The 25,205-nt window shown below is 40.2% G+C and carries 22 protein-coding genes; 14 read left to right on the top strand and 8 right to left on the bottom strand.

Annotation, left to right across the window (positions count from 1 at the left end; translation table 11 throughout):
- A partial coding sequence (locus B0183_RS12915; RefSeq protein ID WP_207552011.1) for an ESPR-type extended signal peptide-containing protein occupies positions 1–3,202 on the bottom strand: 3,202 nt, incomplete at its 3' end.
- Positions 3,203–3,449: 247 nt separating this feature from the next.
- On the opposite strand from B0183_RS12915, the gene B0183_RS03420 reads away from it, so the two are divergent.
- Together B0183_RS03420 and B0183_RS03425 are read left to right on the top strand one after the other, a co-directional pair.
- Positions 3,450–4,511 carry an autotransporter outer membrane beta-barrel domain-containing protein gene (locus B0183_RS03420; RefSeq protein WP_131826758.1) on the top strand — a complete coding sequence of 354 codons (1,062 nt, stop codon included), beginning with the start codon at positions 3,450–3,452 and terminating at the stop codon, positions 4,509–4,511.
- Positions 4,512–4,606: 95 nt separating this feature from the next.
- Complete coding sequence (locus B0183_RS03425; protein WP_005710743.1) at positions 4,607–5,446, top strand: DUF72 domain-containing protein; 840 nt, start codon at positions 4,607–4,609, stop codon at positions 5,444–5,446.
- A 195-nt stretch (positions 5,447–5,641) separates the two neighbouring features.
- On the opposite strand, the gene B0183_RS03430 is transcribed toward B0183_RS03425, so the two are convergent.
- Positions 5,642–6,127, bottom strand: a complete 486-nt coding sequence (locus B0183_RS03430) for a Dps family protein (protein WP_010786684.1) — start codon at positions 6,125–6,127, stop codon at positions 5,642–5,644.
- Positions 6,128–6,304: 177 nt separating this feature from the next.
- The gene (gene rsmI, locus B0183_RS03435) at positions 6,305–7,165 is read right to left on the bottom strand and encodes a 16S rRNA (cytidine(1402)-2'-O)-methyltransferase (protein WP_005710739.1); all 861 of its coding nucleotides are present in this window, start codon (positions 7,163–7,165) and stop codon (positions 6,305–6,307) included.
- Positions 7,166–7,255: 90 nt separating this feature from the next.
- Here rsmI and B0183_RS03440 point away from each other — a divergent pair, with 90 nt between their 5' ends.
- The 11 genes from B0183_RS03440 to murA all read left to right on the top strand — a co-directional run bounded on the left by B0183_RS03440 (position 7,256) and on the right by murA (position 15,470).
- A complete protein-coding gene (locus B0183_RS03440; protein ID WP_021116519.1) occupies positions 7,256–8,995 on the top strand; it encodes a penicillin-binding protein activator in 1,740 nt (579 codons plus the stop codon).
- A 1-nt stretch (position 8,996) separates the two neighbouring features.
- The gene (locus B0183_RS03445) at positions 8,997–9,341 is read left to right on the top strand and encodes a YraN family protein (protein ID WP_012621889.1); all 345 of its coding nucleotides are present in this window, start codon (positions 8,997–8,999) and stop codon (positions 9,339–9,341) included.
- Position 9,342: 1 nt separating this feature from the next.
- Positions 9,343–9,933 carry a D-sedoheptulose-7-phosphate isomerase gene (locus tag B0183_RS03450; RefSeq protein ID WP_021111648.1) on the top strand — a complete coding sequence of 197 codons (591 nt, stop codon included), beginning with the start codon at positions 9,343–9,345 and terminating at the stop codon, positions 9,931–9,933.
- A gap of 20 nt (positions 9,934–9,953) precedes the next feature.
- Positions 9,954–10,544, top strand: a complete 591-nt coding sequence (dolP, locus tag B0183_RS03455; RefSeq protein WP_021112497.1) for a division/outer membrane stress-associated lipid-binding lipoprotein — start codon at positions 9,954–9,956, stop codon at positions 10,542–10,544.
- A gap of 194 nt (positions 10,545–10,738) precedes the next feature.
- Positions 10,739–11,539 (top strand): phospholipid ABC transporter ATP-binding protein MlaF, encoded by an 801-nt coding sequence (mlaF, locus tag B0183_RS03460; RefSeq protein WP_035524717.1) that lies wholly within the window; start codon positions 10,739–10,741, stop codon positions 11,537–11,539.
- Complete coding sequence (gene mlaE / locus B0183_RS03465; RefSeq protein WP_021112484.1) at positions 11,536–12,312, top strand: lipid asymmetry maintenance ABC transporter permease subunit MlaE; 777 nt, start codon at positions 11,536–11,538, stop codon at positions 12,310–12,312. The genes mlaF and mlaE overlap by 4 nt, the downstream gene beginning before the upstream one ends.
- 72 nt (positions 12,313–12,384) lie before the next feature.
- Positions 12,385–12,894 (top strand): outer membrane lipid asymmetry maintenance protein MlaD, encoded by a 510-nt coding sequence (mlaD, locus tag B0183_RS03470; RefSeq protein ID WP_005710726.1) that lies wholly within the window; start codon positions 12,385–12,387, stop codon positions 12,892–12,894.
- Between the two features lie 36 nt (positions 12,895–12,930).
- Positions 12,931–13,566 (top strand): phospholipid-binding protein MlaC, encoded by a 636-nt coding sequence (gene mlaC, locus B0183_RS03475; protein WP_021111651.1) that lies wholly within the window; start codon positions 12,931–12,933, stop codon positions 13,564–13,566.
- Between the two features lie 7 nt (positions 13,567–13,573).
- On the top strand, positions 13,574–13,912 hold the full coding sequence (locus B0183_RS03480) for an STAS domain-containing protein (protein ID WP_078208329.1): 339 nt from the start codon (positions 13,574–13,576) through the stop codon (positions 13,910–13,912).
- Positions 13,913–13,914: 2 nt separating this feature from the next.
- Positions 13,915–14,172, top strand: a complete 258-nt coding sequence (locus B0183_RS03485) for a BolA family protein (protein WP_021111653.1) — start codon at positions 13,915–13,917, stop codon at positions 14,170–14,172.
- A 23-nt stretch (positions 14,173–14,195) separates the two neighbouring features.
- The gene (murA, locus tag B0183_RS03490) at positions 14,196–15,470 is read left to right on the top strand and encodes a UDP-N-acetylglucosamine 1-carboxyvinyltransferase (RefSeq protein ID WP_021111654.1); all 1,275 of its coding nucleotides are present in this window, start codon (positions 14,196–14,198) and stop codon (positions 15,468–15,470) included.
- Positions 15,471–16,273: 803 nt separating this feature from the next.
- Here the strand turns inward: murA and rsmA are convergent.
- The 5 genes from rsmA to hemA form a co-directional block, all read right to left on the bottom strand.
- Positions 16,274–17,134 (bottom strand): 16S rRNA (adenine(1518)-N(6)/adenine(1519)-N(6))-dimethyltransferase RsmA, encoded by an 861-nt coding sequence (rsmA, locus tag B0183_RS03500; protein WP_005710717.1) that lies wholly within the window; start codon positions 17,132–17,134, stop codon positions 16,274–16,276.
- 98 nt (positions 17,135–17,232) lie between these two features.
- Complete coding sequence (locus B0183_RS03505; RefSeq protein WP_016527772.1) at positions 17,233–18,171, bottom strand: peptidylprolyl isomerase; 939 nt, start codon at positions 18,169–18,171, stop codon at positions 17,233–17,235.
- 67 nt (positions 18,172–18,238) lie between these two features.
- The gene (gene hldE, locus B0183_RS03510; protein ID WP_078208330.1) at positions 18,239–19,666 is read right to left on the bottom strand and encodes a bifunctional D-glycero-beta-D-manno-heptose-7-phosphate kinase/D-glycero-beta-D-manno-heptose 1-phosphate adenylyltransferase HldE; all 1,428 of its coding nucleotides are present in this window, start codon (positions 19,664–19,666) and stop codon (positions 18,239–18,241) included.
- A 12-nt stretch (positions 19,667–19,678) separates the two neighbouring features.
- Positions 19,679–21,193 carry a ribosome biogenesis GTPase Der gene (gene der, locus B0183_RS03515; RefSeq protein WP_021113641.1) on the bottom strand — a complete coding sequence of 505 codons (1,515 nt, stop codon included), beginning with the start codon at positions 21,191–21,193 and terminating at the stop codon, positions 19,679–19,681.
- A gap of 140 nt (positions 21,194–21,333) precedes the next feature.
- Complete coding sequence (gene hemA / locus B0183_RS03520; protein ID WP_021119144.1) at positions 21,334–22,641, bottom strand: glutamyl-tRNA reductase; 1,308 nt, start codon at positions 22,639–22,641, stop codon at positions 21,334–21,336.
- Between the two features lie 274 nt (positions 22,642–22,915).
- On the opposite strand from hemA, the gene relA reads away from it, so the two are divergent.
- Positions 22,916–25,123: a GTP diphosphokinase gene (relA, locus tag B0183_RS03525; protein ID WP_021112492.1), complete on the top strand. Its 2,208-nt coding sequence runs from the start codon at positions 22,916–22,918 to the stop codon at positions 25,121–25,123.
- The last annotated feature ends 82 nt before the right edge of the window (positions 25,124–25,205 follow it).

A 25,205-nucleotide genomic window follows, 5' to 3' on the forward strand; every position in this document is an offset into this window, starting at 1 on the left:
TCATATTTACAACTGGATTTCCTTGCTCATCTTTACCTAAAGATACTTTCGTATCGCCATTACTAATTGAAGTAATGTCGCTTAAATCTCCAGACACGCTCACATTGTAAATATTCTGATCATTTGCACCCGTTTGTGAAGTCACTTTCACATTTTTACCCGCTTCAACCCCTTGCGCTCCTTGTGGACCCACTGGACCAGTCTGACCCGTTAAACCTTGCTCTCCTTTAGGACCTGCTGGGCCTGTATCGCCTTTCGGACCTGTTGGACCAGTTTCACCTTGTGGTCCCGCATCACCTTTATCACCCTTAGGTCCTGTTGCACCAGCAGGGCCCTGAGGACCTGTTGGACCCGCAGGACCTGTCTCTCCTCTTGGACCAGTATCCCCTTTCGGACCTTGCTCGCCTCGCTCTCCCGCTGGACCTTGAATACCTTGCTCACCCTTAGCACCTTGTGGACCCACTGGACCAACTGGACCCGCAGGACCGCGCTCACCTGTTTCTCCTTGCTCACCCTTAGCACCAGCAGGACCCGCAGGACCCATCGGACCTGGTGCACCTTGTGGTCCTGTTCGACCCTCTGGTCCTTGTTCTCCTCGTTCACCTCTAGGACCTGCTTCACCTGCTGGACCTGTTGCACCAGCAGGGCCCCGAGGACCAACTGGACCCGCAGGACCTGCTGGACCAGTTTCACCTCTAGGACCAGCATCCCCTTTCAGACCTTGCTCGCCTCGCTCTCCCGGTGGACCTTGATCACCCTTAGCACCTGCTGGACCTGTTGGACCCGCAGGACCTGCTGGACCAGCTTCACCTCTATCGCCCTTAGGACCAGCTACTCCTGGAGCCCCTGCTGGACCCGCAGGACCAGCATCCCCTTTCGGACCTGGTTCACCTTTAGGCCCCTCTGGTCCTTGTTCTCCTCGTTCACCTCTAGGACCTGCTTCACCCCGAGGACCTGCTGGACCCATTGCACCTGCTGGACCTGCTTCACCTTTCGGACCAGCTTCACCTCTATCGCCCTTAGGACCAGCTACTCCTGGAGCCCCTGCTGGACCCGCAGGACCTCTTGGTCCCTGATCACCCTGTTCACCTTTGTCACCTTTAAGACCCTTTTCACCTCTAGGACCTGCTTCACCTGCTGGACCTGGTGCACCAGCAGGGCCCCGAGGACCTGCTGGACCCATCGGACCTGTTGCACCCGCAGGACCTTGCTCACCCTTAGCACCTTGTGGACCTACTGGACCTGCTGCACCCGCAGGACCTGCTGGACCTATCGGACCTGCAGGACCTTGCAGACCAGCATCCCCTTTCGGACCTGGTTCACCTTTAGGCCCCTCTGGTCCTTGTTCTCCTCGTTCACCTCTAGGACCCGCAGGACCGCGCTCACCTGGTGCACCATCTCTACCGTTGGTAATAATATCGAATGTATTATCAGTATAAGTAATTTTCAAACCGCCATTATTCGCTAAGGTTTCCGTTTGTTTAATTAACTTACCAAGCGTAGAAATCTTAATATTTTCGTTCGTTTGTTCTAATTTAATATTATTTCCGGCGGTAAAGGTTACAGTCGCACCCATTTTGATAAGATATGGTTCAAAATGAATAGAATTAGCTTGACCACCGTTTCCCTGAACGGTCTGCAGTTTCCAGCCTGCATTATTTACAGCAGTGACTACATCACTAACAGTTGCAAGTCCTGACGTCCCTAATAACAATTTGCCATTAGTTGTAAAGTGAAACGTACCTGATTTAGTGGCATTATCAATTTGTTGTTTAGTTTCCTCGGTTAATTTAACCGTAATCGTATCGCCGCTCGCCTCGGAAGTAAGACCATTTTCGCCTTTTACTTTGAGCGTACCTTCCCATAAACCAACTTTTGGTATATCTCCTTCTTTTTTAGTATTACCATCAATCTTCATGGTCAAGGATTTAAGCTGCGCCACGTTTACTGCATCAGTTAATTCTTTACCTGCCGCAACGTTGACGATTTGGCGTTTGATTCTCTCATTACCCACAGAAACTGCACCGATAAGAAAGTCATCAGTACCTTTAGGATGACTGTCAGGACTGTCACCAACACGTTCTGTTGATTTAAAACCATTGTTAACAGTACTTGCATCTGTTATTACAGAATGGGATTGTCTCACTCCATCTATACCCCCATTCGTTTGTGCTGTCGAACCATAACCTAACGCCACGCCACCACCAACAAGAACAATTGAATTGTTACCAAGTGCGGTTGCTCTCTTTACTTGGTTGGTAGTTGCCTGTTCACCCACAGCGACAGAACCTATGCCATGTGCAGTAGCTTTATAGCCTAAAGATGCCGAATGACTGCCCGCTACAGAACTGCCACCGACAGCCACACCATATTCGCCATTTGAAGCACTTTTCGCACCAATTGCTACACCTTCTATATGGGTTGCTTGTGAGACTGGACCGACTACAACTGATCCATGTCCAACTGCCTTTGATTTTCCACCAATTGCAATGGCAGCTTTTCCTCTTGCCGTGGTTTTAGCATACTGTTCAAATCCGTCTACAGTCTGATATTCAGTCGTATTTAAATCATCGCCACCGATTGATATGGAGCCATACCCCTCCGCTTTGGTATTTCCCCCGATAGTAATAGATTGTGACCCACTTGCACTAGCAAATGCACCTATTGCAATTGCTTGATCACTTGTCGCCTTGGTTTCTCTGCCTAAGGCGATAGATTCATCTGATCGAGAAACACTAAGACGACCTATAGCAAGGGCATTAGATCCAAATACAACAGCATCTCTACCAATCGCAACAGAGGCATCTCGTTTTGCATTTGAATTATAACCTATCGCAATAGTAGTCCTATCTTCAGCGTATGATAACTGACCAATAGCAATAGCACCATACCCAACCTTACTACTTTTACCAATACCAATAGAACCCTCGTCAGCTCCTTGAAACGATCCATCCGCTGGAGCAGAACCATCTACAATAAATGCTGCTGAACCTACTGGACTAAAAAATATACTTAGTAATACTAGACTTAAAAGACTTAATTTAAATTTATCTTGCTGTTTATCTAAAAAATAATGTGAGGTGCATAGTTGAGCTCTTTTATCCGTGTAAGTGGATGTTTTGGTATGAGACTTTACTAATTCAGATACAACAACCCAAGCCTGTTGAGCGTGACTCCAAATAACTCTAAATATTTTATTCATAATAATAATCTTCTTCTCTAACGCTTTTTCTAATAAAGCATCATAAACTTTTATTTACATTTTCAGGGTGTACAGATGTCCCCACTCCATTGTAAAAAAAACAACATTTACATAAAATAAAGAATAAAATAACAAGCATTTTTCAACTTTTATTGTCAATTATCAAAAAAATTAGTTAATGAAATCGTCTTACTCACATTCTTAGTGTTGGCTGAATAGTTGAGTATTGATATGCGCACCAACGGCATTGGAATTAAATAATGTTCAGGCGAGTGAGAGTAGTAAGCTAAATATAGGAGAAAACACACTCTCTATCCAAGGCAATATTAATGGAAAAGTCACTATTAACACAACGAATGAAAATAATGTGCATCTTACTGACAATAATGTGTTAGTAGCTAAAAATGGTAGCTATATTGCGGAGCCAAAATCAAATACACCTGAAACTTCCGAAACTACAACCCAATCTCCAGCAGCACCAACAACTCCGACAACGGAAGCTCCAAAAGGCGATCAAGCGGAGGCTTCTGGCTCTGCAACATCTACACCTGTAGAACAACCAGCAGATGCTACAGCTCCAACAAACGGACAAACGGAAACTTCGAGTGCATCGGCAAACCACAATAAAATCACAATCACCACTGCAGAACAAGAAACACAGCGAACGATTGCAGAAAGCCGTTATGCCACCCTTGTATCTAACTTTGCCCAATTCTCTGAAACATATAAAACCCAAACATACGGTATGGCATTATATGGTGCTTACGAAACAGAAGAGCGACATTATTTTGATGTTGCAGTGAGAATGGCAAAAGCATCTAGTGAACTAAAATCCAATGCTTCGCAGACATATCATCACAATCTCTATTCTGCATCACTGGCTTATAGTAAAGGTTTTGAATTGAGTAACCGCTGGGAAATCGAACCATATACGCAGTTATTCTATACTCACCTAAGTTCTACGAACTATATTAGAAATGGCTTGAATGTAACGGCTGACGAAATCAATAGCTTAGTAGGTAGCGTTGGGACTAAGGCAGAATATCAACTCAATCAAATTTTGAATTTCTATACTAAAGTCGCAATGCATAGAGAATTTAACGCTACACAAGATATTAATATCATTCGTAGTGCCACAGACAGAGTTCAACATAATATCAATCATCGTGGAACTTGGACAACGTTAGGATTAGGTATGAAAGCTCGTCTAGGCAATAATACTCATTTATATCTTGATGTAGATAAATTATTTGGTAATGGATATAAACAAAGTTATCAAATAAATTTAGGATTAGATTGGAAATTTTAATTTCAGTTAGATCAATAAGTTAAAAGCAGTGGGATTTCCACTGCGTTTTTAATATTATAGTAGACATGAGTTGAATAGAAGTGGCTTACATCCTAATGAACACACCCCACATCTACATCGGCACGGGCGGTTATAGCGATACGGATTTAGTCGGTACGCTCTATCCGTTTGGAACGGACAAAGCGGATTTTTTGTCGGTTTACAGCCAGCATTACGACACCGTTGAGATCAATAGTACCTTTCACGCCACGATTGGCTATAAGGCTGTGCAAGGTATATTAAAAAAGGCGGAAGGGCGGTTAAAATTTTCGGTGAAACTGCATCAAGATTTTAGCCATAAACGTACCGCTACCGCCGAGCAAGCGCAGGCATTTTTGGCTGCGTTACAACCTCTGTGTGATAGCCATTGTTTAGCCAATTTATTTGTGCAATTCCCGACCAGTTTTGAACGTCAGCACGCCAATCGTTACTATCTGGCGGAGCTGGTGTCGTGGTTTAGTGATTATCCCCTTGCCATTGAGTTTCGCCACGCCAGTTGGCATACGCAGTCGGTGCGGGATTATTTTCACGGCAAGGAAAATTTGATTTGGTGTAACGTGGATTATCCGCAGAATATCGGTTTGCCTGCCTTTCAATTTTATGCCAACCAACGCACCGCTTACCTACGATTACACGGTCGCAATCCCCACTGGTCGAAAGCCCAATCGGCACAAGAACGCCACGATTATTGTTATAGCGAAACCGAATTACAACAACTGGCAACATTGTTAAATCAGCGAAAAGCGGAGTTTGATCAGCTTTATCTCTATTTTCAAAACACAACCAATAGCCATTCGTTCTACAATATCGAAAGTCTGAAAGGCTATTTGGCGAGCTATGGATTTAAAGCAAAAGAGACACCTGAGTTTTTGAGTGGACAGCAGAGTTTGTTTTAATAAGAGAAATCCGTGGTTATTTATTAGTAATATTCTACCTGTTTTTCAGCTATACAAAGAAGTGGAGACAAAAGTATTGGAGAGAATTAGAGAACATGATTAAAACTAATACTTTTGCCTACTGTGCCGATTTCTATAGAAAATAAAAAGACCTCTGTGGTTTTACTACCAAAGAGGTCCTTTGAAGATTTTAAATTACTGTTGGCACACACCACAAGTTGCAGCTGATGAGAACATCCAAACTAATTTCTCTTGCTCTTTGATGTAGTCGCTCATTTGTGACGCTGTACCTTCATCTTCTGCAGCATTTGCTAACGCTAAAATTTCACGTTGTTGTTTAAGTAAAGTTTGGAATCCTTCTAAAGTACCTGTTAAGCAGTGTTGTGCTGAACTTGCACCGATGTCTTCTTTAACAAGTGAAACTTGTAAGTATTGGCTAAATGCGTTATCTGGCGTATAACCTAAGGTTAAGATACGTTCTGCGATTTCATCTACTTTAACCACTAAATCATCGTAGATTTCTTCAAATTTTGCGTGTAATTCAAAGAAACTTACACCTTTGATATTCCAGTGATAACCACGCACATTGGTGTAAAACACTTGGTAGCTTGCTAATAAACCATTTAACTCTTTTGCTAATTTCTCAGCAGAAACCTTGTCTAAACCGATAGAGTTTACCATTTTTTTTCTCCTATATAATGTGATCCGCGAGGCGGATTATAACCTAAAAAAATAATTGAATAAATGAATATAATTTATTCATATAATAGAAAAAATCAATCAGTTTAATGAGAATAATTTCTTTTTAAAACAATTAGATAGGAATTATTTTTATTTCTTAAATAAAAGCACTCTTTTTTATTTAAAATGCTCTAACCCATATTGATAAAGTGCATTTTTTTTGTAGCCAAAAGTGTCTGCAACAATTGCGGCCGCTTTTTTCAGTGGTAATTCTTCACTTAATAGGGAGAGTAATTTAAGTGCTTGCGGAGAAAATTCTTCGCTTTCATCTGCAGTTTTCCCTTCAACGATTAAGACGATTTCGCCTTTAATACGATTGCTATCTTGTTGTAGCCAGTCGATTAATTGTGCAAGCGGGTCACCGTGAATAGTTTCCCAAGTTTTGGTTAGCTCTCTTGCCATTACAACATAGCGTTCTCCACCAAACACGCTTTGCATATCCGTTAAGCAGTCTAAAATGCGATGGGTGGACTCATAGAAAATGAGTGTGCGAGGCTCTGTGGCTAATTCGTTAAATTTGTCACAACGAGCTTTACTTTTTGCTGGTAGGAACCCTTCAAAACAAAAGCGGTCAGATGCGATACCCGAACTGCAAAGTGCGGTAATTGCAGCACAAGCCCCAGGAATAGGCACAATGTTAATACCAACTTGGCGGCAATGTCGAACGAGATGGAAACCAGGATCGCTGATTAATGGCGTGCCTGCGTCAGAAATTAAGGCGATGTTTTGTCCTTGTTGTAATTTTTCGACAAGCACGGTGGCACGTTGTTGTTCGTTATGGTCGTGCAGTGCGAAGAAAGGTTTTTTTATACCATAATGGCTTAACAGAATACCGCTATGGCGGGTATCTTCTGCTGCAATAAGATCGACGGCAGCAAAAGTATTTAAGGCTCGCTGAGTAATGTCTTCTAAATTTCCGATTGGGGTTGCAACAATATATAATGTACCGATTTGTTTAGGTGAGTATTCGTTTTTCATTTGATTTTCTCTTAGTTGATAAGTAAGATCTGCCTAATATTCACAGACTAACTTAAGTCTAGATAATAGCCAAATTTATGGAGCAATAAGATGCCAACTATTTTAGTACAAAGTTATGGCTTTCGCCAAAAAATGAAAACGATCTTTATTCCTACTGCCCTTGCTTTGTTGTTGGCAGCCTGTTCAGGTAATAAAGTGACTGAAACATTAAAAAACGAGGCTTATGGTAACTCTGAATTTTATATCAATAAAGCCGAACAGAGCCGCAATATTGAAGAACAGCAAAGTTATCGTTTGTTAGCTGTTCGCAAGTTAATTGAAGAAAATAAGGTTGTTGAAGCTCAGAATACCTTTTCAGAGATTTTGGTAGCTAAACTAAACGATGAGCAAAAACTTGAACATCGTCTTTTAATTGCTCAATTAGCTGCATTACAAGGGAACAATTCAGAGGCTCAAGGTGTATTGAGAGCTTTACCACAAACACTATTAAGCCAATCTCAACGTCTGCGTGTGTATCAAACTCAAGCCCGTATTGCTGAAAATCAAAATGATGTCATTGCGGCAGTTAATGCAAGAGCATTGATGGATCGCTATATGACGGATACTCAAAGTCGCCAAGCGAATAACGACAAAATTTGGGAGATGTTACGTAATGCTAACCGTGGTATGTTAGAAAAAGCGGTGGCAGGTCCTGGTGAAATCGGATTAGCTGGTTGGTTAGCCTTAGTGGTTGCTTATAATCAAAATATGTCTAATCCAGCACAATTGCCTCAAGTGATTGAAATGTGGAAGCAACAGTACCCTAATCATTCAGCGGCACTTTTACTCCCGATTGAATTACGCAACGTATCTTCTTTCGAACAAACACAATTAAATGGCGTGGCATTATTATTACCTTTAAGTGGCGATGCAAAAATTTTAGGTGAAATCATTAAACGTGGTTTTGATGATGCTAAAGGAATAACAACGATGCCAGTTCAGGTATTTGATACTGATAGCGCACCCATTAATGATTTATTAATGCAGGCGAAACAACAAGGGGCTCAAACTATTATCGGTCCATTGTTAAAACCAAGAGTAGATGAAATGCTAATTAGTCCTGAAATTAGCAATATTAACGTACTTGCATTAAATTCTACCCCAAATGTAAGAGCTGTCGCCAAAGTATGCTACTACGGTTTATCACCAGAAGCAGAAGCTCGTTTTGCAGCTGAACGTTTCCTGAAAGATGGCTTACAAAATGCAGTTGTGGTTGCACCAAATGGCGATTTTGGTACACGTTCTGCGGAAGCCTTTGCCCAGCGTTGGCGTCAGCTTACTAACAGAGATACGGACATTCGTTACTACAATCAAGCCTTTGAAGTCGCTTCTTTATTGCAGGGTTCGGTATTAGGACAAGGTAGTGGTTTGTATGCATTAGGAACAGCGGAGCAATTATCTGATTTGAAACAAAGTTTAGATAACTCACCGCTTGCTAATCAGTTCCCAATTTATACTTCTTCGCGTAGTAATTCGCCGAACAATGGGCCTGATTTCCGTTTAACGATGGAAGGGGTGAAATTTAGTGAAATTCCACTCTTATCCGATCCTTCATCTAGCGAATATAAAAAAGCAGAGCAAATTGCAGAGAGCGATTTTTCAATGATGCGTTTATACGCAATGGGATCTGACACTTGGTCTATTGCGAATAAATTCAATGAGTTCCGTCAAATTCCAGGTTACAAAGTTCACGGATTAACGGGGGTACTAAGAGCAGGTCCGAATTGTAATCTTGAGCGTGAAATGAACTGGCTACAATATCGTGGCGGTTCTATTGTTGATGCCAATTAAGATGCGTTCTCAAGGTGCATATTTTGAACAGCAAGCCAAAATTTTCTTAGAAAAGAATGGCTTGCGGTTTATTGCTCAAAATCAGCAGTTCAAATGTGGCGAACTGGATTTAATTATGCAAGAAGGCGATACCTTGATTTTTGTCGAAGTTCGCCAACGCAAAAATGCCTATTTTGGCTCTGCGGTAGAAAGTATTGATTTTCGCAAGCAACAGAAATGGCAAAAAGCAGCAAATTTATGGCTTGCACAACGAAATCAATCTTTAGATACGGCAAATTGTCGTTTTGATGTTGTGGCATTTGAAGGTGATTGTTCACCGATTTGGATCAAAAATTTTTTAGGATAGTATGTTAGAAAAAATTCAAGATCGCTTTAGTGAAAGTATTCAAATTCAGATTGCTGCAGCAGAATTACTGCCAAAAGTATTAAACGAAGCGGCTAATCGTATCGTATCTTGTTTGTTGCGAGGCAATAAAGTGATCGTTTGTGGCTATGGACGCTCTTATGCCAATGCACAATTGCTGGTGAGTAATTTGTTGCACCGATATGATCTTGTAAGACCTAGCTTATCGGCACATTTACTGCAATTTGATGGAATGCTTGTGGGCTGTTTAAACCAAGATCAAGATCTCAATGAAATCTTCCGTAAACAGCTACAAGTGATTGCAAAAGAGGGAGATCTGTTTATTGCATTTTCCCCACTAGGTAATGAACAAGCGGTCTTGAATGCGATACATTGTGCAAATAACGAAAATTTGGAAATTTTTGCGTTTACCAGTAGTCTAAATGATCATACTAAAGGGCTGCTTGATAATACCGATCTAGATATTGAGATGCCATCAATTAATGAGATGCGAATAATCGAAGGGCATCAATTTTGCGTGAATTTAATCTGTGAGCTGGTGGATAATCTGCTGTTTCCAACTACATCACACTAACATTGAAATAGGAGAGGACTATGTTAAAACTCGTTAAACGCATTACCCTTGCAAGCTTATTTGGCTTAACATTTCTATCATTACAAGGTTGTTTAGCCACTGCTGTTGTAGGTGGAGCAGCGGTCGTAACGAAGGTTGCAACGGATCCAAGAACGGCAGGTCGTCAGTTAGATGATGAAACACTGGAAGAAAAAGTGGCTTATAATCTGAATAAAGATCAACAACTTAACAGCGAAGCTCGTATCAATGTCGTTTCTTATAACGGCAAAGTCCTGCTGATAGGTCAAGTCCCTAATGATTTTTCCAAAGACTCGGCGAGTAGTATCGCTACAGGGGTAGAAGGCGTATCTACGGTTTATAACGAAGTTCGTATCGGTCCAAAAATTGGGGTTGCACAAATTAGCAAAGATAGCTGGATTACCACCAAAATCAAATCGAAACTCTTTGTGAACGGCTCTGTTAAAGCAACAGATGTCAAAGTGATTACTGAAAATGGTGAAGTATTCTTAATGGGTAACTTATCAAGTAGTCAAGCAGATGCCGCCGCCAACGTCGCTCGTCACGTCGATGGTGTCGTCAAAGTCGTTAAAGTGTTTACCTACATACAATAAGGGCATTGATAATAAACATTAAGCATATTGGTATTCTTGGAGCCGATATGCTTTTTTGTAAACGGAATTTTGTCAATTACTTTAAAGAACATTGACTTTAATTGCTCATTCATTAATTATCACAAGCCATTTTTCAGTCAATACACTCCCTTTAATTTTTTAAGAAATTGTATTTTTAAACTAGAAGAAAGCGAATGCGTGAGATAAAAAATTTGGTTGAAGTAAAAAACCTCACCTTTAAACGAGGTGAGCGAGTTATTTACGACAACCTAAATCTACAAGTCCAAAAAGGCAAAATCACAGCGATTATGGGGCCATCAGGGATCGGCAAGACCACCTTGCTACGCCTTATCGGTGGGCAAATTTTACCTGAAAGCGGCGAAATTCTCTTTGATGGACAAGATGTTTGCCAAGCAAACAATAAAACGTTATATCAACTTCGTCAGAGAATGGGAATGTTGTTTCAATCTGGTGCGTTATTTACCGATCTCTCAACTTTTGACAACGTTGCTTTCCCTATTCGTGAACACACCAACTTGCCCGAAGAATTAATCCGTAAATTAGTTTTAATGAAACTTGAAGCCGTAGGGCTACGAGGGGCGGCACAGCTAATGCCTTCGGAATTATCTGGCGGTATGGCTCGCCGTGCGGCATTAGCACGAGCGATTGCCCTAGATCCCGATCTTATTATGTATGATGAACCTTTTACAGGGCAAGATCCGATCAGTATGGGCGTTATCGTTGAATTAATCAAAAAGCTCAATCAAGCACTCAATCTAACCTCAATCGTCGTTTCACACGATGTGAATGAAGTGCTAAGTATTGCCGATTACGCCTATATTATTGCGAATAAACGCATTATTGCCGAAGGAACACCTGAAAGCTTATTAGCAAGTCAAGATCCACAAGTGGTTCAATTCTTATCAGGAACAGCCGATGGACCAGTGCAGTTCCACTATCCTGCTCAAAATTATACGGAGGAGCTATTTCAATGATGGAGTTTATATCCTCAATAGGTGCTTCCGTTATTCAGGCGATTAGAGCAATGGGACGAGCCACCTTTATGTTGTGGGGGGCTTTAGTCGGTAAGCCAGAATTTCGTAAACATACCCCTTTATTTATCAAACAGTTACACGTTTTGGGCGTACAATCCTTACTGATTATTATGCTATCAGGCTTATTTATCGGAATGGTGCTAGGTTTACAAGGATATGTCGTCTTAGTCGATTTCTCGGCAGAAACCAGCTTAGGACAGCTCGTTTCTCTCTCGCTCTTGCGTGAACTCGGCCCTGTCGTCACCGCATTGCTCTTTGCTGGGCGAGCTGGCTCTGCCCTCACTGCAGAAATTGGCTTGATGAAAGCAACAGAACAGCTCTCAAGTTTAGAAATGATGGCAGTCGATCCGCTACGCCGTGTTATCGCACCACGTTTTTGGGCGGGCATTATTGCAATGCCGATTTTAGCGGTGATTTTTACTGCTATCGGTATTTGGGGTGGCTCACTTGTTGGCGTAGATTGGAAAGGGGTCGATGCAGGTAGCTTTTGGTCAGTAATGCAAAGTACCGTAACAATGAGCGATCTGCTTAATGGCTTCATTAAAAGTATCGTCTTTGCCTTTGCAGTGGTGTGGATAGCTCTATTTAATGGCTATGATGCTCTACCAACCTCAGAGGGGATTAGCCAAGCAACAACAAGAACCGTCGTTCACGCTTCACTGGTTATTTTAGGGCTTGATTTTATTTTAACGGCAATAATGTTCGGCGGTTAAACAAGCAAAGGTATTATTGTAAAATAGCAGACAAAATACACCGCTTGTTAGTGTATTTGAATAGGAAAAATTATGCGTCAATCAATTAAATATGAATTTTGGGTAGGCTTATTTGTACTTCTTGGATTAGGAGCTTTAGTCTTTTTGGGCTTACGAGTTGCTAACGTACAAGGCTTCTCTTCGGAAAAAAGCTACTCACTCTATGCAACTTTTGATAACATTGGCGGACTAAAAGTCCGTGCGCCAATTAAAGTTGGCGGTGTAGTAATTGGACGAGTATCTGATATTCAACTCGATCCTAAAACCTATACCCCGAAAGTCACCCTTGCTATTAATGAAGAATTTAATCAAATTCCTGATACAAGTTCTCTTTCTATTAAAACAGCAGGCTTACTGGGCGAGCAGTACATTGCACTGAATGTGGGCTTTGTCCTTGAAGGCGAAACAGCAATGCTCAAAGAGGGGGATAGCTTTGCTGATACCAACTCAGCAATGGTACTGGAAGATTTAATCGGTCAGTTCTTATATGGTGATAAGAAATCTGACAAAACAGAAGACACCGCTGAACCTAAAGCGGAATAATTGCTCACTTTTAAAATCACATTGTGGAGTTTTATGATGATCAAAACCCTTAAAAACCTTTTTATTGCAGGCTTTGTTGCAATTTCTGCATTCGTTTCAAACTCGGCTTTGGCTTCTACTAGCCCTTATGTCCTAATGCAACAAACGGCAGATAAACTTTTTGGTGATATCAAAGCAAATCAAAGCAAAATTAAGAAAGATCCAAACTATTTACGCACTATCGTTCGTAATGATCTTATGCCACATATTCACGTTAAATATGCCGGTCAATTAGTCTTAGGTAAAAATTTAGCGTCAGCGACTGATGTTCAGCGTGAAGCTTTTTTCACTGCATTTGGTCAATTTATTGAGCAATCTTACGCGCAAGTATTAACACAATACAGCGATCAACAAGTTCAAATTGAAAGTGAAAAACCGCTAGACAACAAATCTATCGTCAGTATTCGCGTCAATGTTCTACAATCAGGCAACGCCAAGCCAATCAAATTAGATTTCAAATGGCGTAAAAATAGTAAAACAGGTGAATGGCAGACCTATGATATGTCAGCCGAAGGTGTGAGTATGGTCGCAACCAAACAAAACGAATGGAGCGGTATTTTACGCCAACAAGGAATTGATGCTTTAACAGCTCATGTTGCACAATCTGCAAAACAACCTATCACATTAAAATAATTCGGGTATGCAAACAAAAAATCCATTACAATGGCACATTCAGCAGAACAATGAAAGCCTGATGGTTCAACTATCAGGTGAGCTTACCCGTGACACGTTGCTTCCACTCTGGAAGCAACGTGCTTCTTTTTTATCTCCCAAAAGTTCGCAACACATTTATTGGGATTTAAAAGGTCTCACTAGCATTGATTCCTCAGGCTTTACGTTACTGGCTGAACTACTTCACCACTATCAACAAAAAAATAAAAACTGTTTATTTAATGTTCCGCAAGCGGCACACAGCCTTGCGGAGTTATTTGATTTAGCAGACTGGTTTAAAACATTCCTATTTTGTGAGAAGAAATAACAATGGAACCTAAACAAATTGAAGAAATCCTAAAAAGCGCCTTAGAACTTGATGAAGTTTATGTACAAGGTGAAAATTCCCATTATGGTGTTATCGCAGTAAGCGACAGCTTCGCCACAATGTCTAAACTAAAACAACAACAGATGATCTATGGTCCTTTAACTGAATTTTTTGCAACCAATGCAATCCACGCATTAACGATCAAAACATTCACTAAAGAACAATGGAAAAGAGAGCGTTTGCTCAATATGCCAAGCTAATCACATCATCTAAAGGAATTAAAATGGAAAAATTTCGTGTTCACGGTCCTTTCACTTTAAGCGGAACTGTTGATATTTCAGGTGCCAAAAATGCAGCATTACCGATTTTATTTGCGGCTATTTTAGCGGAAGAACCCGTTATTCTTACGAACGTCCCTGATTTGAAAGATGTTGAAACCACATTCAAAATTCTACGTAAACTAGGTGTTGTCGTTGAACGTGCGGAAAATAACGCAGTACATATTGATGCCAGCAAAATTGACCATTATGTTGCACCTTATGAGCTTGTCAAAACAATGCGAGCTTCAATTTGGGCGTTAGCCCCCCTAGTTGCTCGTTTCCATCAAGGTCAAGTTTCATTACCAGGTGGCTGTACCATCGGTGCTAGACCTGTCGATATGCATATTGCAGGCTTAGAAAAAATGGGAGCGATCATCACCCTTGATGAAGGCTACGTTAAAGCAGAAGTGAACGGCCGATTAACAGGTACGCGTATTCTGATGGACAAAGTCAGCGTAGGTGCAACATTATCTGTGATGATGGCGGCAACCCTTGCAAAAGGCACAACCACTATTGAAAATACCGCTCGTGAACCTGAAATTGTTGATACCGCCATTTTCCTCAACAAAATGGGAGCAAAAATTACAGGGGCAGGCACAGACACCATTACCATTGAGGGCGTAGAGCGTTTAGGTGGCTGTGAACACCACATTGTCCCAGATCGTATCGAAACAGGTACATTCCTTGTTGCTGCCGCAATCTCTGGCGGACGAATTACTTGTCGAGGCACGAAAGCGGATACATTAGATGCCGTGATTGAAAAATTGCGCGAAGCAGGAATGCAAGTTGACGTGACCGAAAACAGCATTACCCTCGACTCTCTAGGTATGCGACCAAAAGCAGTCAATATCCGCACAATGCCTCACCCAGGCTTCCCAACGGATATGCAAGCTCAATTTACATTATTAAATGTAGTCGCCAACGGCACCAGCAAAATTACCGAAACGATCTTTGAAAACCGCTTTATGCACATTCCAGAGCTAATCCGTATGGGAGCAAAAGCAGAAATTGAAGGTAACACAGCGATCTGTCACGGTGTCGAAAGCCTCTCTGGCGCAGAAGTAATGGCAACAGACCTACGAGCTTCTATCAGTTTAGTTCTGGCAGGTTGTATTGCAAATGGTCAAACTATTGTTGATCGTATTTATCATATCGACCGTGGATATGAACACATTGAAGATAAACTACAAAAATTAGGTGCTAGAATTGAAAGATTTAATGCACCATTTGAAGAATAATTTTTCATATAAAACAACATAATTGCTAAAAAGTGGCCTAAGCCTTATATTACAAGGCTTTAGCCCCTATTTTAAAACATGAGCAAAAAATCTCCCATTTTGTCAAAGTTTGAAAATTAAGGAAACATAGTATACAAAATAATATCCAATGTTATTTGGTAATAAATGTTATAAAATTTTTATCTTAAAAAATAAATTAGATCCAATTAAAATTTGGACTTATTACACATCTGGAATACAAACCTATCAACAACTTGCTGTTAAATCTCGTTGTTCAGTCAGAACTATTCCAAAGATATCAAGGTTATTTTCCTTATAAACATCGCAATGTAAGAAGTGCTTATGCCAGTTTAAAGCGTTATATGGATTTTATTTTTATCTATGAAAAACATTCTGAATTAAATATAGAAAAGACGACAAATCGCTCAGAGGGATTATTTAGTGAACTTAAGCGAAAATTAAATAATCACAACGGATTAACGAAAAAGCGTAAGATATTGTTTATACAAGACTTTTTAAATAAAAAGAGTTGCTAACATTTAAAGAAAATAAACATTAGCAACTGTTTTGTCCACTTGGCGTAGTTTTTGACAGATCAGCAACTATTTTGTCTATTACACCAAATTATCGGTTCATAATGGATTAACGAAAAAGCATAAGATTATGTTTATAAAGGATTTTTTGAATAAAAAGAGTTAGTGATAATTAGGGGAAATAATTAAAACCAACACTTTTGTCTATGATCAATATACTAGCACCTGAATATTGACTTAACTTCCGACAATAGAAGGGACTAACTTTTATTATTCATCAAACAAGACTAGTTCTGTTTTTTCTATTTCTGGTGGATTATCACATAACCAATTTGCTAAACGGGCATAATCCGCAAGCGATAAGTTTTCCGCTCGTGCATTCAAATCTACCCCTAATGCCTCTAACTGCTCTACATTAAACAGCGTAGCAAGTGCGTTGCGTAATGTTTTACGACGTTGATTAAAGGCTTGTGTGGTCACACGATTTAGCCAGTAAATATCTTTCACAGGGTAGGGTAGTGTTTTATATGGCACTAACCGCACTACCGCAGAATCTACTTTCGGAGCAGGTTTGAATGCTGTTGGCGGCACTTCCAACACGGGCATTACTTGACAATAATATTGCGCCATAATGGTTAAACGCCCGTAGGCTTTGCTATTTGGTGCAGCACATAAACGCTTAACCACCTCTTTTTGCAACATAAAGTGCATATCTTGAATTAAGTCGTGGAACTTAAAGAGATGGAACATCAACGGAGTTGAAATGTTGTAAGGTAAGTTACCAAACACTTTGACCGCTTTGCCATTCAAGGCTAGGCTATCAAAATAGGCACGGAAATCAAAACGCAACGCATCTTGTTCAATCACAGTTAATTTTTGATGTAAAAACGGGTGATGGCGTAAACGTTCTGCAAGATCACGGTCTAATTCGACCACAGTAAGATGATCTACGAGATCTGCCACTGGCTCAGTTAATGCCCCCAAGCCTGGGCCAATTTCCAATAAAAATTGATTTTGCTGCGGATTAATTGCCGCAACAATATTATGAATAACGTTTTGGTCGTGTAAAAAGTTTTGACCAAAGCGTTTACGAGCGGTATGCCCTAAATGTTTTTTTGAATTTGAACTCATTGAATACCTTAATAAGCGGTTATGTTCCCACTAATTTTTATAAATTTAATAAAGTAAAGAACCTCGCATATGCGAGGCTCCCTTAATTATTAGATAAATTAAAAATATTTTATATCTAATTTACTTCTCAATACTTTTATCCAATCTTTTGATGCCACTTTCACTTGTTTATCAACAAGCTGCTCGTAAGCTTTCTGTAAATAAGCATCTTCCGTACGATCTCCTCTGCGAGTATCAGTAACTTTTAGTATATGCCAACCAAATTGTGATTTAAAAGGAGATGAAATCACATCAATTTTACTTTTACTTGCAATGTTAGCAAAAGTTGAATCATAGACATCTAGAAAATTAAAACCGAGATCTCCCCCATCAATACCAGATATATAATCTACAGAGTTAATTTTCGCTGCTTCTTCAAATGTTATTTTACCAGATTTAATGTCAGCGGTAATTGATAGTAATTTTGCCTTAGCTTGCATATCATTTAAGATTGGCGTCGTTTTAATCAATATGTGACTAATGCGATATTCTGTAGCGGAAACTGTTTCAAATGTACCGTTTGTTTTTGCTTTATCTAGCATATCCTTCGCTAAAGATTGAACATCTTTCGGCTCTACTTGAATAGAATTTCCAATACTTTGTTGCCGAACTTGTTCTATTAAAAGCTGATGAGCAAGTTGTTGACGATACTGACTAAGACTAATGCCCTGATAATCCAAAGCATCAAGTAGTTGGCCATATGTTATACCATTTTGAGCAGCAACATCTTCCATCATCTGATCAACATAAGCATAGTCTACTTTTATACCAGATTCTTTAATCGCACGTTGCACAACGAAATCATCAATAATAGTCTCCAAAGCCGCTTTACGATTAGCTTCCGTATTCGCTTTTTTACCCAAAGCCTGTTTTACTTGACTCTGCATAATGGGATAACCATCTACTGTTGCAACGACTCTCTCTTCCGCATTAGCTGAAGAAAATGCAAATAAAGCAAAACCTGCGATAAATAATGATTTTACTTGTGTAAACTTCATTTTAATTTCCTATGAATATTGTAGATAAAAAATTCCTGCTACTTAGAAGGCTATTCTAGCAAAAGGTTCACAAAGATCGGATTTTCTTAATCACATTTGTGGTCGAACAACCGTTTTCAAAGTTGAGTACACGAACCTCGCCACCATTTGCCCAAACTTCTTGGCTACCTGCAATCTCTTCCGGCTTATAATCGCCGCCTTTTACCAATAAATCAGGCAAAATTTCCCCAATTAAACGTTGTGGCGTATCTTCACCAAACGGCACAACCCAATCGACCGAAGCAAGCCCAGCTAACACCGCCATTCGTGCATCTAAATCATTAATCGGACGACTTTCCCCTTTTAAGCGTTTCACTGATTCATCCGTATTTACTGCAACAATCAAACGATCACCTAACTTACGTGCATTTTCAAGGTAAGAAATGTGTCCTGGGTGAAGAATATCAAAGCAACCATTAGTCATTACGATTTTTTCACCACGAGTTTTTGATTGTTTAACAATCGCCTTCAATTCATCTTCAGACACAATCCCAAAACCTGTTTCAGCACGTTGATGAATTGCCTGCTCTAGTTCACTTGGGCTAACGGTTGATGTCCCTAATTTACCCACCACAATTCCAGCCGCCGCATTCGCTAAATAGCACGCTTCTTCCAAAGGACGACCATCTGCAATCGCCGTTGCCAGCACACTAATTACCGTATCGCCAGCCCCTGTTACATCATAAACTTCTTTCGCTTGCGTCGGTAAATGGAACGGATCTTGATTTGGACGAAGTAACGTCATACCTTTTTCTGAACGAGTAATCAGCAATGCCGACAAATCAAAATCGGCTATCATTTTTAAGCCTTTAGTCACGATTTCATCTTCATCACGACAATGCCCTGCTACCGCTTCAAATTCAGACATATTTGGCGTAAGCAACGTTGCCCCACGATAACGCTCAAAATCTGTACCTTTTGGATCAATTAACACAGGCACATTCGCTTGACGTGCAATTTGAATCATTTGCTGAACGGTATCAAGCGTACCCTTGCCATAATCTGACAAGATCAACGCACCGTAAGCGGTAATTTCCGCTGCTAATTTTGCAAGTAACGCTTGACAATCTAAATTATGAAAACCTTCTTCAAAATCTAAACGCAATAATTGCTGATGACGAGAAAGAATGCGTAATTTAGTAATCGTTGGGTGAGAATCTACTGCAACACATTGATTTTGAATACGATGTTCGCTTAATAGTTTATCCAACGCACGTCCTGCATCATCATTACCAACTAAACCGTGCAAAGTGACAGGCACATTTAGGCTTGCAATGTTCATTGCCACGTTTGCTGCACCGCCAGCCCTATCTTCTCTCTCTTGTACTTTAACAACAGGCACAGGTGCTTCAGGCGAGATACGATTAGTGGCACCAAACCAATAGCGATCTAACATCACATCGCCAAGAACCAATACTTTCGCATTGTTAAATTGTGGGGAATATTGCATCATCATAACGTCAATCTCTTATCTTTTACTTTTCTTAATAAATTTCATCAAGCGTTTACGTTTACGCAACTGGCTTGGGGTTAATTTATTTTTCTTACCTGCAAATGGGTTGTTTCCTTCTTGGAACAACACACGGATCGGCGAACCAATAATTTTCAAACTCTTACGGAAATAGTTCGACAAATAACGCTTATAAGAGTCAGGCAATTTCTCGATTTGATTACCGTGAATTACAATGATCGGCGGATTATAACCACCTGGGTGAGCATATTTTAATTTCACACGGCGACCATTTACCAACGGTGGCTGATGATCATCCGTTGCTAATTGCAAAATTCGAGTTAGCATTGATGTTGTCATTTTCTTCGTCGCACATTGATAGGCTTCTTGGATTGAGCTAAATAAGTTGCCCACGCCACTACCGTGCAGTGCAGAAATAAAATGCACTCGTGCAAAATCAATAAAATCTAAACGGCGATCAAGTTCTGATTTCACATTATCTTTAATATCCTGCGATAAACCATCCCATTTATTGACTACGATCACCAACGACTTCCCAGCATTGAGAATAAAGCCCAATAGCGATAAATCTTGATCAGACACACCATCACGAGCATCAATTGTCAGTAAAACCACATTCGCATCTTGGATCGCCTGTAAGGTTTTAATCACTGAGAATTTCTCCACCGCTAAATGCACCTTACCACGCTTACGCACCCCTGCAGTATCAATGATAGTGTATTGCTGACCATCACGTTCCATAGGAATATAGATCGAATCACGCGTTGTCCCTGGCATATCGTAAACCACTACACGTTCTTCACCTAAAATACGGTTAGTCAATGTCGATTTACCCACATTTGGACGACCAACAATAGCAATCTTAATGTTTTTATCGTCAGCTTCTTCTTGATCTTCTTCCAATGCTTCATCTAATAATGCCGTATCTTCTTCGTTATCAAAGTCAAAATCGCTATCCCATTCATCTTGCTCATCATCTGCAACATTTTCATCGGAATCGACCGCTTGTGCGTCTAATTTTTCCGCAAGGGGAGCTAAAACCTGTTCGATAAGTTGTGTCACACCACGCCCTTGTGCCGCAGCGATTGGTTCTACTTCACCTAAACCTAACTGATAAAATTCCGCAATATGAGAGTCTGCATCAATACCGTCCGTTTTATTTGCAACCACCACGGTTGTTTTATCACGCTGACGCAAACATTGTGCAATACCTACGTCCGCAGGCAATAACCCAGCACGAGCATCAACTAAAAATAACACTACGTCTGCTTCTTCAATCGCTAACAGCGACTGTTCTGCCATTTTCTCTTCAACACCTTCTTCAGTGCCATCAATACCGCCCGTGTCAATCACAATAAAATAGTGTCCAGCTATATTTGCGTGACCATATTTACGGTCACGGGTTAAGCCAGGGAAATCTGCCACTAACGCATCACGGGTGCGAGTTAAGCGGTTAAATAACGTAGATTTTCCTACGTTAGGTCTGCCCACAAGGGCAACAACAGGAGTCATATTACAACCTCATTTAAAATCGGTTTACGAACATCTTACGCAAAATACGTACATTATATCGTACTTTAAAAGAAAACGGAGAAAATAATAAAGAGTGGGTGATGAAGAGAGTTAGGGCAAAATAGTACCCTAACAAAGAGTTATTCTTCTAATTTCAATGCTTTAGAAAAACTTTGCAGACCTTTAACATTGCTATTTTTTGCCATTGCTTGCAAGGCTTGTGTTGGAATGTGTAATAACTGATTTGTAAGTTTATAACTCAATTCATTTAGTACTTTTTCGCAATCCTGCCCTTGTTGCAAGGCACTCAACGCTTTTTCAAGTAAATCTAAACGAATCTCTTCAGCATTTTGGCGATAATATTTAATTAAATTGGTTGATTGTTGCTGTTTCAACCAAACAAAGAAATCTTTTGCCTCCTCAATAACAATTTCTTTCGCTTGCTCTGCTGCCTGCTGACGTTGAGCTATATTCTGCTGAATGATATTTTGTAAATCATCTACACTATAAGCATAAATACTATCTAGTTCTCCCGCTTTTTCATCAATATCACGAGGAACAGCAATATCAATCAATAACATTGGGTCAAAACGGCGTTGTTTCTGTGCTTGTTCAACCATTTCTTTAGTAATCAAAATATCTGGACTACCTGTTGAACAAATCACTACATCTGCTTGATTTAAACCGATTTGCAATGCACTTAACGAAAGAATTTGCATTGGAATATCTAGTTTCACCGCTAACATTTCTGCTCGAATATGAGTTCGGTTAGCAATCATAATATTTTTTGCCCCGTGATTAATTAAATGGCGAGCCACTAGTTCTATAGTTTCACCAGCACCAACTAATAAAAAACGGAGTTTTTTAAAATCATCAAAAATTTGGCGAGCTAAGCCACAAGCAGCATACGCAACGGATACCGCACTACTACCGATTTCAGTTTCAGAGCGGACTCGCTTTGCTGTAGCAAAGGTTTTCTGAAATAGCCGAGAAAGATTGGTGGAAACGCCACTTCCTTGAGAATGATAAAATTCTTCACTCTCTTGGTATGCCTGTTTCACTTGCCCTAGAATTTGTGGTTCTCCTAAAATTAACGAGTCTAAACCACAAGCGACACTCATTAAATGACGAGCAGCTTCAAGGTTTTGCTTGAAATAATAGGCCTCGCTTAATTCCTCTTTATCTAATTGATGAATTTCAGCAAACCAATTAAAACACTGTTCACGCCAAGCAATATTATCAGGGTGTTCTTCTTGAGGGGGAACTTCAGGCTGATGGAAATAAAGCTCAGTACGATTACAAGTAGATAAAATTACAACACTTTCTGCTAGGCTTTGATCACGAATTTGCTCAAATGCACGCTGACGTTTGTCTTCTACAAACGCTACTTTTTCTCGCAAGCTCACTGATGCCGTTTTATGATTGATACCTAATGCTAAAATTGTCATTGTTACCCACAGAATAAAAAAGGTGGAAACCACCTGAAAAGACGGAGCATTTTAATCAATCCATGCGGTTGGTGCAAATAATTGTCTTAATAGGTTTGATTTATAACAAGTGAATAACATTTTATGACGTATAAAGTGGTAAGATTTTTTTAAAATTTTGTAAATCTAAAAAATCCCCACGATTTTGGAGTGATTTCAGTTATAATACTTCAAAGCAGTTTTACATTGTCAAATTCTGTCAAGAACCCTTTCAGTTAAGCGTTATGGAGGACTTATGGTTGCGATTCGCCATTCACACCGGCTCGATCCGAACAATTTTGAGTTGGCTAGTTGGAGTGCTGGGCTACAGATGTCTCCTATTACCTTTGAACAATTACTGATTGCGTGGCGATATGCACAGGAAAAAATCGATATTGAACAAAATCACTTGATGTGGTTTGGGGTTGAATTGGTCGAAATTTTGCATAGTTTGAATATGGACGATGATAGCCTTGTCGCTGCCTTACTTTTCCCTCTTGTGAAGCAAAACATCATTGATTTAGTGCAGATTAAAGAGCATTTTGATAATGATGTGAAAAATCTCGTCAAAGGTGTGTTGGAGATGGATAACGTTCGCCAACTTAATGCCAGTCACGCTTCCGATCTTCAAATTGATAATATTCGTCGTATGCTTTTAGCAATGGTGGACGATTTCCGTTGTGTTGTGATTAAACTTGCAGAGCGAATTGTCTATTTGCGTGATACCGAACGCTTAAGCGAAGAAGATCTGGTATTAGCCGCAAAAGAGTGTTCTCATATTTATGCACCGCTCGCTAATCGTCTAGGAATTGGGCAGTTAAAATGGGAGCTGGAAGATTACTGCTTCAGAGCCTTACACCCTCAGGAATATCGTCAAATTGCGAAATATGATTTAGGTGAACGCCGTTTAGATCGGGAACAATATATTGCAAATTTTGTCGAGGATCTGACCGCCTGTCTGCAAGATGAGTTAGAGAGTGTGCAAATTTATGGTCGCCCTAAACATATTTATAGTATCTGGAAAAAAATGCAGAAAAAACATCTGCGTTTTGAGCAGTTGTTTGATGTGCGTGCGGTTCGGGTGATTGTGCCGAATTTGCAAGATTGTTATACCGCTCTTGGCATTGTACATACACATTATAAACATTTGCCTGAACATTTTGATGATTATATTGCTAATCCTAAACCTAATGGCTATCAGTCTATCCATACGGTTGTTTTGGGCCAAGGTAATAAAACCATTGAAGTGCAAATTCGTACGCAAAAAATGCACGATGATGCAGAATTGGGCGTTGCGGCACACTGGAAATATAAAGAAGGTGCAACGGCTGGGCGTTCAGGCTATGAAGAAAAAATCGTTTGGCTACGCAAGTTGCTGGATTGGCAGAAAGATATTGCCGATTCGGGCGATGTGGTGGCTGAAATGCGTTCTCAAGTCTTTGATGATCGTGTTTATGTCTTTACTCCGAAAGGGGAAGTGGTTGATTTACCGAAAAATGCCACCCCTCTTGATTTTGCTTATTCAATCCACAGCGAAATTGGTCACCGTTGTATCGGTGCTAAAATTGCAGGACGAATTGTGCCGTTCACCTATATTTTACAAATGGGTGATCAAGTTGAGATTATTACGCAGAAAAACCCAAACCCAAGCCGAGATTGGTTAATTCCAAGTCAAGGCTTTGTGAATACAGCAAGAGCTAGATCTAAAATTGTTGCTTGGTTTAAAAAGCTAGATCGTGATAAAAATATTCCGCTTGGTAAAGAGATGTTAGAAGCGGAGATGGCTAAATTCAACTTTAGCCAAAAACAGATTGAGGATTTAGCCCTACCTCGCTACAACTTAAAACAAATTGATGATCTTTATGCAGGCATTGGTGGCGGTGATATACGCTTACATCAATTAATGCACTATTTGCAGAGTAAGCTCATCAAAACCACTGCCGAGCAAGCCGATGAAGCGATCTTAAAACAGGTGGCAAATAAATCTCAACAGCAACAGAAAAACCGTAGTGGTTTTGTTGTAGTTGAGGGAGTTGGAAATCTAATGCACCATATTGCCCGTTGTTGTCAGCCTATTCCAGGTGACGAGATCGTTGGTTATATCACACAGGGGCGAGGTATTTCTATACACCGTTCTGATTGCGAACAGCTCTTTGATTTACGCAGTAGTAGCCCTGAACGAGTGGTGGAAGCAGAATGGGGTGAGAGCTATGCTTCAGGCAAATTTAGTTTGACCATTCGGGTGATTGCAAATGATCGCAATGGCTTATTGCGTGATGTTAGCGGTATTATGGCAAATGAAAAAGTAAATGTGTTAGGCGTATCAAGTCGCACCGAACCAAAACGTTTAATTGCAACAATGGACGTTCAAATTGAGCTAAATAATGTGGAATTGTTGGATAAGTTACTAAAACGTATTCTACAAATTGATGATGTGATTGATGCGAAAAGGTTGTCAAACTAGCATAATAACTTAAAAGTAGGGACGCCACGCTTGGCGTCCATTTTATGTTACATTACATAAAACGATATTATGGACGCCAAGC

The organism is Glaesserella parasuis (assembly GCF_002015085.1).
Lineage (GTDB): Bacteria > Pseudomonadota > Gammaproteobacteria > Enterobacterales > Pasteurellaceae > Glaesserella > Glaesserella parasuis.